We start from the raw sequence: 14,683 nt of genomic DNA, 5'->3' as shown, positions 1-14,683 counted from the left end.
AGGGTGTGGCGAGGTGTGGATATTGCCTTAGCCGCGTCCCGCGCATGGCATGGCCTGAGGCGCTGCTTGAAAGGCGACCCCCTGGGCTTGGGCATGGCGCACGGCTTCGCCCAGCACGATGATGGCGGGGCTGGCCAGGCCTTGGGCCTCTATGGTTGCGGCCAGGTGTTCCAGGGTGGTGCAGGCGTGGCGTTGCGTGGCGCAGGAAACGTGCTGCACCACGGCTACGGGTAGTGTGGGGGCGAAGCCCGCTTCCAGCCACTGCTGCGCCAAGGCGCGCGGCTTGCTCATGCCCATGTAGCACACGATGCTCAGGCCGCTGCGCGCCAGGGCCTGCCAATCGGGCTGTGTACCGTCGGCGGTATGCGCCGTTACCAGCGTCACGCCGCGCGCCACGCCGCGGTGAGTCAGCGGCAGGCCCAGTGCGCCGGCCACGGCCAGGCCCGCGGTAATGCCGCTGACGCTTTGCGCCTCGATGCCGCGCTCGGTCAGCCAGGCAATTTCTTCGCCGGCGCGGCCGAAGATGTACGGGTCGCCGCCCTTGACGCGAGCCACCGTGCGGCCTTGGCGCGCATGGCTTTCCATCAGCCGCAGAATGAATTCCTGCGGCGTCGATGTACAGCCGCCGCGCTTGCCCACCTCGATGATGCGCGTGCCTGGCCGCGCCAGTTCCAGTATGTCGCGGCCCACCAGGTCGTCGACCAGCCACACCTCGCATAGCCGCAGCACGCGCAACGCCTTGAGGGTCAGCAGCTCGACGTCGCCCGGGCCTGCGCCCACCAGCCAGACGCGGCCTTTGGCAGGGCTTGTAGTCGTATCTTCAATTGAGCTTTTCATTGGACACTGCTTGTGAGCGCCCGCAGCGATGGCAGGAGTACCAAGGCCCCTGGTGCTTGTCATAGCGCGTGCGGCTGCAGCGTCAGGTGCGGCGGCAGGGCTGGGGGCAGCGGTAAGGGCGGCGCTAAGACTATGGGCGGCAAGGCCCGTGGTGCTTGTAGTGGTGCAATCTGTCTTCATGCGGCAATCTCCCCGGGGCCGTGTTCGCGCAGCATGCGCTTGAGCTGCGGCACGCACGACCCGCAGGCGGTGCCGCACTTCAGTCCCAGCTTCAATTCTTCCAGGGTGTGGCCGTCGCCGATCGCCCGCAATATCGCGTCTTCGGCCACGCCGTGGCAGGCGCAGACGATGCGCGCGCGCGCGGCGGCGCGTGTGCGTCCCATCAGCGCGCGGCCGGGGTCTTCGGGTGCCGTGCCGTCCTCGGCCCAGGCCAGCAGCGCCTCTTGGGCGCGCAGGTCGCCGGCCAGCAGAAAGGCCTGTAGCCGGCCGTCGCCGCGTCGCAGGCGCCGCAGCACACCACGGGCCGGGTCGTCGAAAGCCATGTCGGGGCTGTCCAGTTCCAGGTCGGCCGCCAGCCGCTCCAGCATGGCGGGCTCCGGCACTTCGGGGCCGGCCACGCGCAGCCGCACGCTTTCGCCGCCGATGGCGCTGGCCACCAGTACTGCATAGGGAAAGGCGCGCAGCCAAGAGGCCAGGCGCGGGCGCAGCGCCGGTATGGCGCCGCGCATCCAGGCCGATGCCTGCCACTGCCAGGCCAGCGGCCGCACGCTGACCGCACTGTGCTTGAGCTCGGGCTGGTGCGACAGCGGGTCGACGGCGTCGTTGCCCAGCGCGTTGACGCCGTCGCCGGCCATATAGCCGCTGCCCCAGTGCATGGGCATATAGGCGTGACCGGGTTTCAGCGCCGCGTCGGGCTGGGCCGGCGCCACCAGGCGGCCGCGCCCGGACTCTACCTCGGCCAGCTGTCCGGCGGCGATCGCCAGTCTTTTCATGTCGTCGGGATGCAGGTGTATGCAGGGCTCTTCGGCGTGGCGCGTCAGTTGCGGCACTAGGCCGGTGCGGCTCATGGTGTGCCACTGGTCGCGCAGGCGGCCGGTGGTCAGGCGCAAGGGGCGGCGCGCAGTAGGCCTCTCGGCCACGGGTTCATAGCCTATGTCCATGAAGCGCGCCCGCCCATCGGGTGTCGGGAACACGCCGTCGGCATACAGGCGCGGGCGCGCCGCACCCAGAGGCGCATAAGGCCATTGCTGCGGCCCTGCGGAATCCAGCAGGGCGTGGCTCAGTGCGCTGTAGTCCAGGTCGCGGCCCTGGGTCAGGCCGGCGTGTTCGATGAAAATCTCGGCCGCGCTGCGGTAGCGGAACAGCGCCGCCTTGGCCGGCGCAATTTCGGCCGCCAGCCGGCGCGCCACCCCACAGGCCAGCTGCCAGTCGGGCCGGGCGTCGCCGGGCGGGCGCAGCGCGGCACGCACGCGGCTTATGCGGCGTTCCGAGTTCGTCATGGTGCCGTCCTTTTCCGGCCAGGTGGCCGCCGGCAGCACCAGGTCGGCATATTCCAGGGTCTCGGTGTGCGCATAGGCTTCCTGCACGATCACGAACTCGGCACGCTGCAGCGCGGCGCGCACCTTGGCCTGATTGGGCAGCGATTGCGCCGGGTTGGTGCCCGCGATCCACAGCACCTTCACTTTGCCGGCCAGCGTCGCATCGAACAGTTCCACGGCGGTCAGCCCCGGCGTCTCGGGCAGGCTGTCCATGCCCCAGGCGGCCGCCACCTCGGCGCGGTGCTCGGCGTTTGCGGGGTCGCGGTGGCCGGGCAGCAGGGTGGCCATGCCGCCGGCCTCGCGCCCGCCCCCCATGGCATTGGGCTGCCCGGTCAGCGAAAAAGGGCCGGCGCCGGGTTTGCCGATCTGGCCGGTAGCCAGGTGCAGGTGGATCAATGCCGCATTCTTTGCCGTGCCACTGCTGGACTGATTCAGCCCCATGGTGTAGAGCGACAGGGCCGGCCCGCAAGACCCGAACCAGCGCGCGCAGCGCACGATGTCATCGGCCGGCACGCCGCATATTTCCTGGGCCGCGCGCGGCGTGTATTCGTGCACGCGGCGCTTCAGCGCTTCGAAGCCCTCGGTGTGGCGGACGATGTAGCCGTGGTCTACCAGGCCTTCCCAGATCAGCACGTTCAGCATGGCGTGCATCAGCGCCACGTCGGTGCCCGCCGTGATCTGCAGGTGCAAGTCGGCGATCTCGCAGGTATCGGTGCGGCGCGGGTCGACCACTACGATCTTCATGGCGGGGTCGCGCGCCTTGGCGGCCTCCAGGCGCCGGAACAGCACCGGATGGGCATAGGCCATGTTCGAGCCCGCGATGAACACCATCTTCGCGTGCTCCAAGTCTTCGTAGCAGGCCGGCGGCGCGTCGGCGCCGAGCGTGCGCACATAGCCCGACACGGCGCTGGACATGCACAGCCGCGAATTGGTGTCGATATTGTTGGTGCCGATCAGCGCGCGCGCCAGCTTGTTGAATACCGCATAGTCTTCGGTCAGCAGCTGCCCGGAAAGATACAGGCCGATGGCTTGCGGCCCGTGCTGGCGCAAGGTCTGCGCCAGGCGCCGTGCGGCCGCCGACAGGGCGCTGTGCAGGGCGATGGGGCGGCGCTCTTCCTGGCGGTTGCGCCGCAGCTGTGCCGTCAGCACGCGGCTGGCGTCGCGCCGCACCGTGGCCGCCAGGTTCATGCCCTTGCTGCAGAGCCGGCCGTGGCTGGAAGGGTGTGCGGCGTCGCCCGCAACGTCGATGACGCGTTCGCCCTGGGTGCGCACCTGCACGCCACAGCCCGTGCCGCAATAACAGCAGACGGAGTTGACGGTATGTATCGGCGGCGGGGGTATTGCGGCGTGCTTCATCTGGTGTTCCCGGTGTCGCGTGTATCAGGTGTAGGGCTGCGGCGCGCCGCAGCGTTCAAGGGCTGTCGTCGGCGGCTGGCTGCGCCGTGCGCAGCTTTGGAGTCGGCCTACGTCCTTGGCCTTGGCTGCAGCCGTGGCCGTGGCCGGCGAGATCCAGGTAAACGGTGCCGTCCTCGACCCGCGCGGCGATGCGCTGCGAGCAGCCCTCGTCCGGCGCCTGGGCCCGGCCGTCGTCCAGGCCTATGACCCAGCCATGCAGCGGGCAGGTGACGGCATGACCATGCACCAGGCCGGCCGATAGCGGGCCGCCCTTGTGCGGGCAGCGATCCAGCAGGGCGAAGACGTGGTCGTCCGAGGCCCGGAATACCGCAATGTCGTCGGCGCCGCCACGCTTGACGACACGCGCGCCGGCGCGCGGGATGTCCTCGACGCCGCAGACCGGCGTCCAGGCCGGGGCGGGGTGGCTTGCACCCATGGCGCCGGCGGCTGCCGCTTGCGCATGTACCGAGCCGCTGCTTATTGCACTGGGCTCTGCAACGGCAGAGCCGGCACTCGCCGTCGCGTCAGTGCTCGCCGCCGCGCTGGCGTTCGCTATACCTATAGCCATCGTGCTTGCATTCATCGTGCTCGTGTCCATCGTGCTTGTATCCATGTTCATGTCCATGCTGGCTTCAGGCGCCCAGGGGCTCCGTGCTCAGGGGTTCGACGCTCAGGGGTTCGAATTCACGCCGCGCCGCGGGCTCCTGCACGCGCGTAGCCCACGGGTCGCGCTCGAAAGACAGCGCGAACTTCAGCCGCTGGTACAGGGCGGCGCGATTGGCGGCGTCGTCGACCACGCGCGCCCTGGCGTGATCCAGGCCGACGCGGCCCAGGTAGTGGCAGGTGCGTTCCAGGTAGAAGGCTTCCTCGCGGTACAACTGCAAAAAGGCGCCGGCGTGTTCCAGCACAGCTTCGGCGCTGGCGACCTTGGCGAAGAACTGCGCTACTTCGGTCTTGATGCCGCCGTTGCCGCCCACATAGATTTCCCAGCCCGAATCCACCGCGATTACACCCACGTCCTTGATGCCGGACTCGGCGCAATTGCGCGGGCAGCCCGACACCGCGAGCTTGACCTTGTGCGGGCTGCTCATGCCCACTAGGTCTTTTTCCAGCGCGATGCCCATGGCCGTGGAGTCTTGTGTGCCGAAGCGGCAGAACTCGCTGCCCACACAGGTCTTGACGGTGCGCAGGCCCTTGCCGTAGGCGTGCCCGGAGGGCATGTCCAGGTCTTTCCAGACGGCCGGCAAGTCCTGCTTGCGCACCCCCAGCAGGTCGATGCGCTGGCCGCCGGTGACCTTGACCATGGGCACCTGGTATTTGTCGGCCACGTCGGCGATGCGGCGCAGCTCGGCCGGCGTGGTCACGCCGCCCCACATGCGCGGCACCACCGAGTAGGTGCCGTCCTTCTGGATATTGGCGTGCATGCGTTCGTTGGCCAGGTGCGACTGCGCGTCGTCGCGGGCCTCGCCGGGCCAGCTGCAGGTCACGTAGTAATTCAGTGCCGGCCGGCAGGTGGCGCAGCCGTCGCTGTTGCGCCATTCCAGGAATTCCATGGCTTGCGCGATCGAGACCAGGTGGTGGTCGCGTATGGCCCTGCGCACTTCGCCGTGCGTGAAGTCGGTGCAGCCGCACACGGGCTTTTCGGTGCTGGGCTTGATGTTGGCCGCGCCGCCCACGCAGTTGATCAGTATCTGCTCGACCAGGCCGACGCACGAGCCGCAGGAACTGCCGGCCTTGGTGTGCTTCTTGATCTCGTCGACCGTGAACAGGCCTTGCTCGCGTATGGCCTTGACGATAGTGCCCTTGCACACGCCGTTGCAGCCGCAGACTTCGGTGGAATCGGGCATGCCCACCACGCTGTTCTGGCCGGCATGGCCGGTGTCGCCGGCCGAGCCTTCGCCGTACATCAGGTGGTCGCGCAAGGCGTCGATCGAACGGGCTTCCTTGATGAGCCGGAAGTACCAGCCGCCGTCCACCGTGTCGCCGTACAGGCAGGCTCCCACCAGCTTGTCGTCGCGGATCACCAGCTTCTTGTAGACGCCGCCCATCGGGTCGGCCAGCGTGATCGCCTCGGTGCCGCCGCCGCCCACGAAGTCGCCGGCCGAGAATACATCTATGCCGGTTACCTTGAGCTTGGTGGAGGTGACGCTGCCGGGGTAGCGCGAAATGCCGAAGAACGCCAGGTGGTTGGCCGCGACCTTGGCCTGTTCGAACAGCGGCGCCACCAGGCCGTAGGCGGTGCCGCGGTGGCTTACGCATTCACCCACCGCGTAGATGCTGGGATCGTAGGTCTGCAAGGTGTCGTTGACGACCACGCCGCGGTCGGTATGGATGCCGGCGCGTTCGGCCAGATCGGTGTTGGGGCGTATGCCCACCGCCATCACGATCAGGTCTGCGGGCCTTTCCTCGCCGCCGGCAAAGCGTATGCCGCGCACGCGGCCGTCGTCCGTGCCCAGGATCGCTTCAGTCTGGCGCTCCATCAGGAACTCCAGGCCGCGCTGTTCCAGGCTGGCGCGCAGCAGCCCGGCTGCCTGGCCATCCAGCTGCCGATCCAGCAGGTTCGTGCCCAGGTGCACCACCGCCACTTCCATGCCGCGCGCGGCCAGGCCATTGGCCGCTTCCAGGCCCAGCAGCCCGCCGCCTATGACGATGGCGCGGCGCAGCGTGCCCGCTGCCTCGATCATCAGCTTGACATCGCGTATGTCGCGAAACGTCACCACGCCTTGCAGTTCATGCCCGGGCACCGGCAGGATCACCGGGTTCGAGCCCGTAGCCAGCAGCAGGCGGTCGTAGCGGGTCACGCTGCCGTCCTCGGCCACCACTTCCTTGCGGTTGCGGCGGATGTCGACGATGCGGGATTCGAGCCGCAGGTCGATGTGGCGCTCGCGGTACCAGTCCAGGTCGTTGAGGATGATGTCCTGCACCGTCTGTTCGCCGGTCAGCACCGGCGACAACAGGATGCGGTTGTAGTTCGGATAGGGTTCCGCGCCGAATACCGTAATGTCGTACAGGTCGGGCGCCAGCTCCAGCAGTTCTTCCAGCGTCCGGGTGCCTGCCATGCCATTGCCGACCACCACGAGTTTGCGTTTCTTCATCTGAATGCTCCGGGATCCATGAGCGTATCCAGCCCGCCACGCGTTTCGCGCCGTGCCGCATACGTCTGTAACGGGTATCAAGCAAAACGCGTGCCAGGCGTTGCGCCGGGCATATGCCGTGGAACCGGCCCGGCGGCCTGCACAGCAGCGGTGCGCGCCCATACCGCCTGCACCATCGCGGTGCTTGCGCCGCGGCCAGGCATGCGGCGCCCGCGCGCAGGCCGGCCGGCACGGACTTTGCTTGGTCATGGGTGTCGATGACGCTGCAAGGAGCGAGAGATGCGTTTGTTTCCCATGTTCAGCGACGTGCGTGGCCGCAGTGTGCTGGTGGTCGGCGGCGGCGCCGTGGCTTGGCGCAAGACGGCCCTGCTGATGCAGGCGGGAGCCTGCGTGCACGTCGGCGCGCCGCGGCTTTGCGCGCAGCTGCGCGAGCTGGCCGAGAACGGCGCGCTGTGTCACTTGCAGGGCGACTATCGTGTGGCCTGGCTGGACGGCCAGTGCCTGGTGGTGGCGGCCACCGGCATGCGCGCCGTGAATGCGCGGGTGGCGCACGATGCGGGCGTGCGCGGGCTGTGGGTCAATGTCGTGGACGACCCCGAACTGTCCAGTTTCCACGTGCCTGCCATCGTCGATCGCTCGCCTTTGACGGTGGCGATTTCATCCGGCGGCGCGGCGCCCGTGCTGGCGCGCCGCCTGCGCGAAAGGCTGGAAGGACTGCTGGATCCTTCCTTGTCGTTGCTGGCCGAGCTGGCGCGGCGCTACCGGCCGCATATACGCGCGCGTTATGCGGACGTGGCGCAGCGGCGCCGATTCTACGAATGGATGTTCGACGGCCCCGTCGCAGCCGCCGCGGCGGGGCAGGGACTGGAACCTGCGCGGCGCCGTCTCGATCGGGCACTGCGGGCGGCTCAGCCCCATGGCCCGGGCACTATATGTTTTCTGGACGCGGGCAATGGCGACCCTGAACTGTTGACGCTGAAAGGCCTGCGCGCGCTGTCCTCGGCCGACCTGATCGTCCACGAGCCCATGCCCGATCCGTCCTTGCTGGACATGGCGCGGCGCGATGCCGGGCGCTTTGCCGTGCCCGATCTGCACGCGCCCGAGTCGCAGCCCATATTGGGCCAGGGCCTGGCGCAGGTGAGGGCGGGCGCGCGCCTGGTCTGCCTGTTCCGCCGCCGCCTGCAAGCAGCCCGCAGCCTGCTGCATGGCTTCAGCGCCCAAGGCTATAGCTGTTATTGGGTTCCAGCGGTGGATGCTGCGGCTGCGGAGGGCTTGGCTGCCGAAGCATCGGCGGCGGACGCATTCGCGGCAGGCGTGCCAGCGAAAGATGCGCCGCCATCGGCCGCTTTGGAGGCAGGCGCTTCCGCGGTGGCCGCCGCTGCCGTGGACGTCCTGGCCGCATCGGCCGGCGCGGGCTGAGCCAGCGCTAGACTTTCTATGCGTTCCAGGTCAAGAGCCTGCAGCGCGCCGCGTATCTCGGTGAAGAACTCGGTGCAGTGTGGATAGGCAAACGACATGCGCGCCAGCCAGTACTCGATGTCGCTAAGCTGGCCGTCGCGCGCCAGCACCGCCAGTTCCAGCCGGTCGTGCGGCGGCGGGGCTTCGCTGGGCAGGGCCGGCACTGTTTGCGCGAGGGCCTGGGTGGAAAGATCCGGCGGTGCCCAGTGCAGGATGTGGTCGTCGGCCGCCATCAGTTTCAGCTCGAAGCGGAACGTGCTGCCCTGATCCGGCGCACTTTGCACATATAATTCGCCGCCCATCGTGCGGATGATGCTGCGCGCGATGAACAAGCCCAGGCCCACGCCTTCAGGGCGCGTCGGCCCTTGCTCGAAGGCCTTGAATATCGAGTCCTGCCTGCCCGGGTCTATGCCTATGCCCGTGTCGCTGACCTCGAAGTCCAGCGTCCACACCGGGCTGGCAGTGTCGGCTCGAACTGCGCGTACCCGCAGCGTGATAAGGCCGCGGCGGGTGAACTTGGCCGCGTTCGACAGCAGGTTCAGCAGTACCTGGCGCAGCCGCCGCGCGTCCAGCAATACCGTGTGCGGCAGAATGCCGGGGAGATCGGCCTGGAAGCGGTTGTGCTGGCCTTGGCTGAGCGCATGGCCTTGCCTGACCACGTCTTCCAGCAGGCCGGCCATCTCGACCGGCGCGCTGACCAGATGCAGAGGCTTGAGTTCCGCCCGGGCGTAATTCAGCAGCTCGTCGATCAGATCCAGCTGATAATCGACATTGCGCTCGATGGCGCGCAGCTGCGCGGCTCGTTCGGAGGCAGGGCTGTGAACCAGCAGCCGCGCATAGCCGACGATGGTGGCCAGGGGCGCGCGCAGATCGTGTCCGATGTAGCTGAGAATTTCGGTTTTCTGGCGATTCTTGTCGTTGGCGTATTCCAGTGCCTTGTTCAGCGCCTGCGTCTGGGTAGCGACCTCAGCACTGAGGCGCTGGTTTTCCTGAGCCTGCCACTGCGCCAGAGCCTCGGTGGCGCTGTTGCGCTGCTTGCCCAAAAGCGTGATCCAGGCAGCCAGCAGAGCCAGGCTCAGATAAAAGCCGAACAGCACGGCCAGAGGGTTGACGCCCAGTCCGCCCAGCGTGCCCTGGTACACGAAATCGGGCAGCAGTCCCCAGGGCTCCAGGGCGCTGAGCGTCATGTGCAGGGCCACGTAGGCCGTGATCAGCAGCATCAGCCTGCGTGTCGGCACCCGCTGGCGCGCCAGGGCCGCCACCAGCAGCAACAGGCCCACGGCGAACAGGGGGGTCGAGAAGGCCGCTATGCGCCGCACCAGAAACGTGTCGCCCAGCCACGAAGCCAGGGCCATGCCCAGCTCGAAAGCCGTAAAGCCGGTGAGCCAGCGGCGCCCCGGCAGCCGCACCTTTTCCTGGCGCGCCACTTCGAAGATGAACAGCAGGAATACCGCCAGCGACAAATGCCCCAGCACGTGCAGGCTGCGGTAGCTCCATTCCGTGCTGTCGGGCCATAAATACAAGTGGCCGTAGCCGCGCCGCACCGCCTCGTAGCCGGCCACCAGCAGCGCCTCGGCACTCAGCAACAGGAACGCGCCGTTGCGCGAGAACAGGGCGATCATCAGCGCGATCCAGCCCAGCGCCAGCAGCCCGCCGAACAGCAGGCTGTCCCAGCCGCGCATGTGCACTTCGTGCGCGATGAAGCCGTCGTTGGTGTACAGCACTGGCTTGATCAGATGGGGCTGGGTGGTGACGATGCGCGCCAATATACGGATACTTTCCCCGGGTTCCAGCGCGAATGCGGCCGTGGGCAGGCGCGAGCGGCTCGATCTGTGCGCCAGCGGGGAGGTCAGCCCGCCATGCAGATGTTGCCAGGCGCTGCCGGGCTTTTGCAAATAAATGTCTATCTCGCGGAAATCGTAGGGGCTGAGCGCCAGGCGCAGCTTCAACGCCCGAGTGTCGTGGTTGGCCAGCTTCAGCTGCAGCCACCATGCCGTTTTCATGTCGAGGGATTTGAGCTTTTCCGTGCCGATGCGCCGAAAACCCCGCTGGGCGCCGGCCGGCAGCGCAGCCACCTGCTGCAGATCCATGGAGCCCGAATCGTCGCGCAGCAGGCCGGTATCGCGCCAGACCTGCAGCGGCCAGTGGCCGCCCGGCTCTATGGCAGCCGTCTGCCCATAAGCCAGCGCGCCATACAGCAGCAACAGGCAAAGCCATAGCGGCCGATACATGACCCGCCGGCACCAGCGCCGCACCGTCCAGCCCGGCGTACGCGCGGCCAGGCTGGGTGTTGGGGTGGGCATGGGTCGGAAGGGCATTGCTATGTTTTGTCAGTTCAGTGTACGGGCACTTGAAGTAGACACAATGGATATTCGATGTGTATACGTCAGTGTGGTTAATGGAAAGTTACACAAGTGTCTCATTTGTATTAACTATGTTGCTGATGTCTATCACCGTCCAGAGTTTTTAGCAAAACACCATGCCGAATACTATGGTTGATTCCTGCAAATTGACATTAATTAAGCATTAAGTCAGGGGAAACGGCGCTCTATCAAAACAAATCGTCATTTTTGCAAAACTGTGTTGCATTTCTGAATGCTACATTCAGCCGCAGTTTTTACAACACGCTTACGAAATCCATCCCCCCTTAGTGAATCCCGGTGCACGTGCGTAGGCCCGCCTCGAGCAGGCATGGGTATGCCTGTGCCTAGTCTGGGCTTTTCTCCATACGGAAGGCTTACGGATGGGGGCGGTTTTTCAATTCAAGACCTGGCCTAGCAGCGGCGTAAGGGCAGTTTTTGGCGCCGCTCGTAAGGCAGTGGTGGGACGAGCGTTTCAATCAAGAAGAAGTAAAAGGGGTTTCCTTAATGTTGGCGAATATCCTGAGCAAAGTTGGCGGCGGCACCGAAAGCGTTGATACGAGCGATTTCAAGATTTCCACTCCGTCCATTGTGCAGCTGAAAATCGCTCCCGAGGACGTGCGTACATTCGAACGCGACGGGGCGAATCTGAAGATGATTCTGCTCAAGGGCCAAGTGGTGGTTGTCGAAGGTTTTTTTGCCAAGGATGCCGAAGGGCATCGCAGCGACCTGGTGCTCGAGGACAACGCCGGGGTTCTGTGGTGGGGCCAGTATCCTTCCGAATGGGAAGGGTTCCATTTCACTGAGATAGAAGAAGATTCGGCTGCGGTTCCGCCATGGATGTGGGCGGGGCTGGGACTGCTCGGTTTGGGCGGCGTTGCGTTGGCAGCGGGCGGTGGCGGTGGCGGCGGTGGCGGCAACCATCCTCCGGCTGCTGGGCACGATAGCGTGCACGGCAGCGAAGACTCCCGCATCAGCGGTAACGTGCTGCTCAATGACAACGACCCCGATGGCGATCCCTTGCGCGTTACGCAATTCAGCGTGGACGTCAATGGCGACGGCAAGCCGGATGTTTTCAATGCCGGCGACACGGCCAAGATCCAGGGCGTGGGCGAACTGACGGTCAACCCCGACGGCAGCTACACCTTCACCCCCGAACCCAATTGGAACGGCAAGGTGCCCCCGGTCGACTACACGGTCACCGACGGCAACGGCGGTACCGACCACGCCACGCTGGACATCACGGTCGACCCGGTGCAGGATCCCCCGGTCGCGACAGACGACCTAGTCGTAACCGACGAAGACACGCCCGTCACCGGTAACGTGCTGGCCAACGATCATGACCCCGACGGCGACCCGTTGACGGTAACCGAATTCCGCGTCGACACCGATGGCGACGGCACGCCCGAAACCTTCAAGCCGGGCGAAACGGCCGAGATCACGGGGGTGGGCGAACTGACCATCAATTCGGACGGCAGCTATACCTTTACGCCGGAGCCCGGCTGGAACGGGGATGTGCCCACGGTCAGCTATACGATTACTGACGGTCAGGGCGGTACGGACGCTGCCAACCTGAATATTACGGCCAATCCGGTCGACGACCCGGTTCATCTGACCAATTTGACGGATGACGCCGGGGGTGCGAACGGTAGCGATATCGTGGTGTACGAGAGCTCGCTTGCGGGCGGCAGTGATGCGGGTGGCACGGGAACTACGGCCAGCGGCAGCTTTACGGTCGATGCGCAGGACGGGATTCATGATCTGAGCATCATTGTCGATGGCACGGACTATGCGCTGGTGACCGATAATGTCTTCAGCGCGCAGACGATCATCACCGGCAACGGCAGCACGCTCGACATCACAGGCTATGACGCTGCTACCGGCGAGCTGAGCTATACCTATACGCTTAACGGCGCCCAGACGCATGGTGCTGCGGGCGTGGATGATATCTACGAGCAGTTCGGCGTTACGCTGACCGACATGGACGGCGACACGACGAGCGATACGCTGGGCGTACGCATCGTCGATGATGTGCCTGAGGCGAAGGATGACGGGGCGACGATAGCCGAGGACAGCAGAAGGCGCTGGACGGACTGAGCGAGAGCGGGGCGATCACGCTGTCGTACCAGGATGTAGACGGAGTGACGCAGACGAAGGTGCTGAGCCGGGCGGAGATCGAGGCGCTGGGCGGTACGGCGCAGCACATCGAGACGCAATACGGGACGCTGGAGCTCAATGGCTATCACCAGGCGGCAGATGGCACGCTGACGATCGACTACAGCTATGTGCTGACGAAGGCGCCGGAGGTGGTGGGGGCAGATGCCTCGGACACGATTGGAGTGACGGCCACCGATCGCGACGGCAGTACCGACGGCAGCAGCATCGCGATCAAGATCGTCGATGATGCGCCCCAGGCGAAGGATGACGGGGCGACGATAGCCGAGGACAGCAGTACGGTCAGTGGCAATGTGCTGGAGGATGCGAGCAGCGGAGCCACGCCTGGGCCGGATGATGTGGCCGATACGCAGGGTGCCGACGGCGCGACGGTGACGGATATTGCCAGCGACAAGGTTCCGGGCAATACGCCGAGCGATGACGGCAGCGGCGTGCTGACGATTGATGGCCAGTACGGCACACTGGAGATCCACCCGGACGGCAGCTATACCTACGCGCTGGACAACAACAACCTGGCCGTGCAGGGGCTGTTGACGACGGAGTCGCTGACCGATACCTATACGTACACGATCACCGACGGTGATGGGGACTCGAGCACGGCGACGCTGACGGTCACCATCAACGGCACGGACGATGGTGTGACGGTGGCGGTTCCAGTGGACGATGCCGCTACCACGCCCGATGGGGTGACCACTGATCAGGTAGTGTTCGAGAGTGGCCTGACCGAGGGTTCTGCGACGAACGAGGCAGACACCCAGGTCAACGCCAGCTTCACGGTGAAGGCGCTGGACGGACTGAGCGAGAGCGGAGCGATCACGCTGTCGTACCAGGATGTAGACGGAGTGACGCAGACGAAGGTGCTGAGCCGGGCGGAGATCGAGGCGCTGGGCGGTACGGCGCAGCACATCGAGACGCAATACGGGACGCTGGAGCTCAATGGCTATCACCAGGCGGCAGACGGCACGCTGACGATCGACTACAGCTATGTGCTGACGAAGGCGCCAGAGGTGGTGGGGGCAGATGCCTCGGACACGATTGGTGTGACGGCCACCGATCGCGACGGCAGTACCGACGGCAGCAGCATCGCGATCAAGATCGTCGATGATGCGCCCCAGGCGAAGGATGACGGGGCGACGATAGCCGAGGACAGCAGTACGGTCAGTGGCAATGTGCTGGAGGATGCGAGCAGCGGAGCCACGCCTGGGCCGGATGATGTGGCCGATACGCAGGGTGCCGACGGCGCGACGGTGACGGGTATTGCCAGCGAGAATGTCGAGGCCAACGAGGCCACTGAGGCCGGAGGCGTGCTGACGATTGATGGCCAGTACGGCACACTGGAGATCCACCCGGACGGCAGCTATACCTACGCGCTGGACAACAACAACCTGGCCGTGCAGGGGCTGTTGACGACGGAGTCGCTGACCGATACCTATACGTACACGATCACCGACGGCGATGGGGACTCGAGCACGGCGACGCTGACGATTACCATCAATGGCGCCGACGATGGCGTGACGGTGGCGGTTCCGGTGGATGATGCCGCTACCACGCCCGATGGGGTGACCACTGATCAGGTAGTGTTCGAGAGTGGCCTGGCCGAGGGTTCTGCGACGAACGGGGCAGACACCCAGGTCAACGCCAGCTTCACGGTGAAGGCGCTGGACGGACTGAGCGAGAGCGGGGCGATTACGCTGTCGTACCAGGACGTAGACGGAGTGACGCAGACGAAGGTGCTGAGCCGGGCGGAGATCGAGGCGCTGGGCGGTACGGCGCAGCACATCGAGACGCAATACGGGACGCTGGAGCTCAATGGCTATCACCAGGC

At 65.9% G+C, this 14,683-nt stretch carries 7 protein-coding genes and 1 pseudogene; 3 read left to right on the top strand and 5 right to left on the bottom strand.

The genetic code is table 11. The features are described 5' to 3' along the window. Positions 1 to 27: 27 nt before the first annotated feature. The 4 genes from cobA to nirB form a co-directional block, all read right to left on the bottom strand. Entirely contained in the window at positions 28 to 837 is an 810-nt protein-coding gene (gene cobA, locus CEY11_RS24750) for a uroporphyrinogen-III C-methyltransferase (protein ID WP_088606113.1), read from the bottom strand. A gap of 176 nt (positions 838 to 1,013) precedes the next feature. Next, the gene (locus CEY11_RS24745) at positions 1,014 to 3,731 is read right to left on the bottom strand and encodes a nitrate reductase (protein ID WP_088606112.1); all 2,718 of its coding nucleotides are present in this window, start codon (positions 3,729 to 3,731) and stop codon (positions 1,014 to 1,016) included. Between the two features lie 55 nt (positions 3,732 to 3,786). Then, the gene (gene nirD, locus CEY11_RS24740; RefSeq protein WP_332888384.1) at positions 3,787 to 4,383 is read right to left on the bottom strand and encodes a nitrite reductase small subunit NirD; all 597 of its coding nucleotides are present in this window, start codon (positions 4,381 to 4,383) and stop codon (positions 3,787 to 3,789) included. A gap of 19 nt (positions 4,384 to 4,402) precedes the next feature. Continuing rightward, positions 4,403 to 6,865, bottom strand: coding sequence for a nitrite reductase large subunit NirB (nirB, locus tag CEY11_RS24735; RefSeq protein ID WP_088606111.1), 2,463 nt, complete (start codon positions 6,863 to 6,865; stop codon positions 4,403 to 4,405). Between the two features lie 279 nt (positions 6,866 to 7,144). Here nirB and CEY11_RS26025 point away from each other — a divergent pair. Continuing rightward, positions 7,145 to 7,753: pseudogene (locus CEY11_RS26025) on the top strand (precorrin-2 dehydrogenase/sirohydrochlorin ferrochelatase family protein); the annotation flags it as partial. 344 nt (positions 7,754 to 8,097) lie between these two features. Here the strand turns inward: CEY11_RS26025 and CEY11_RS24725 are convergent. Continuing rightward, positions 8,098 to 10,626, bottom strand: a complete 2,529-nt coding sequence (locus CEY11_RS24725; protein WP_158215439.1) for a sensor histidine kinase — start codon at positions 10,624 to 10,626, stop codon at positions 8,098 to 8,100. A 564-nt stretch (positions 10,627 to 11,190) separates the two neighbouring features. On the opposite strand from CEY11_RS24725, the gene CEY11_RS24720 reads away from it, so the two are divergent. After that, the gene (locus tag CEY11_RS24720; RefSeq protein ID WP_088606108.1) at positions 11,191 to 12,780 is read left to right on the top strand and encodes an Ig-like domain-containing protein; all 1,590 of its coding nucleotides are present in this window, start codon (positions 11,191 to 11,193) and stop codon (positions 12,778 to 12,780) included. Positions 12,781 to 12,824: 44 nt separating this feature from the next. Then, the coding region (locus CEY11_RS24715; protein WP_198958987.1) for a VCBS domain-containing protein at positions 12,825 to 14,683 on the top strand (1,859 nt) is incomplete at its 3' end.

It is taken from the genome of Candidimonas nitroreducens, assembly GCF_002209565.1.
GTDB lineage: Bacteria > Pseudomonadota > Gammaproteobacteria > Burkholderiales > Burkholderiaceae_B > Candidimonas > Candidimonas nitroreducens.
This window is presented reverse-complemented; position numbering and strand designations above follow the sequence as displayed.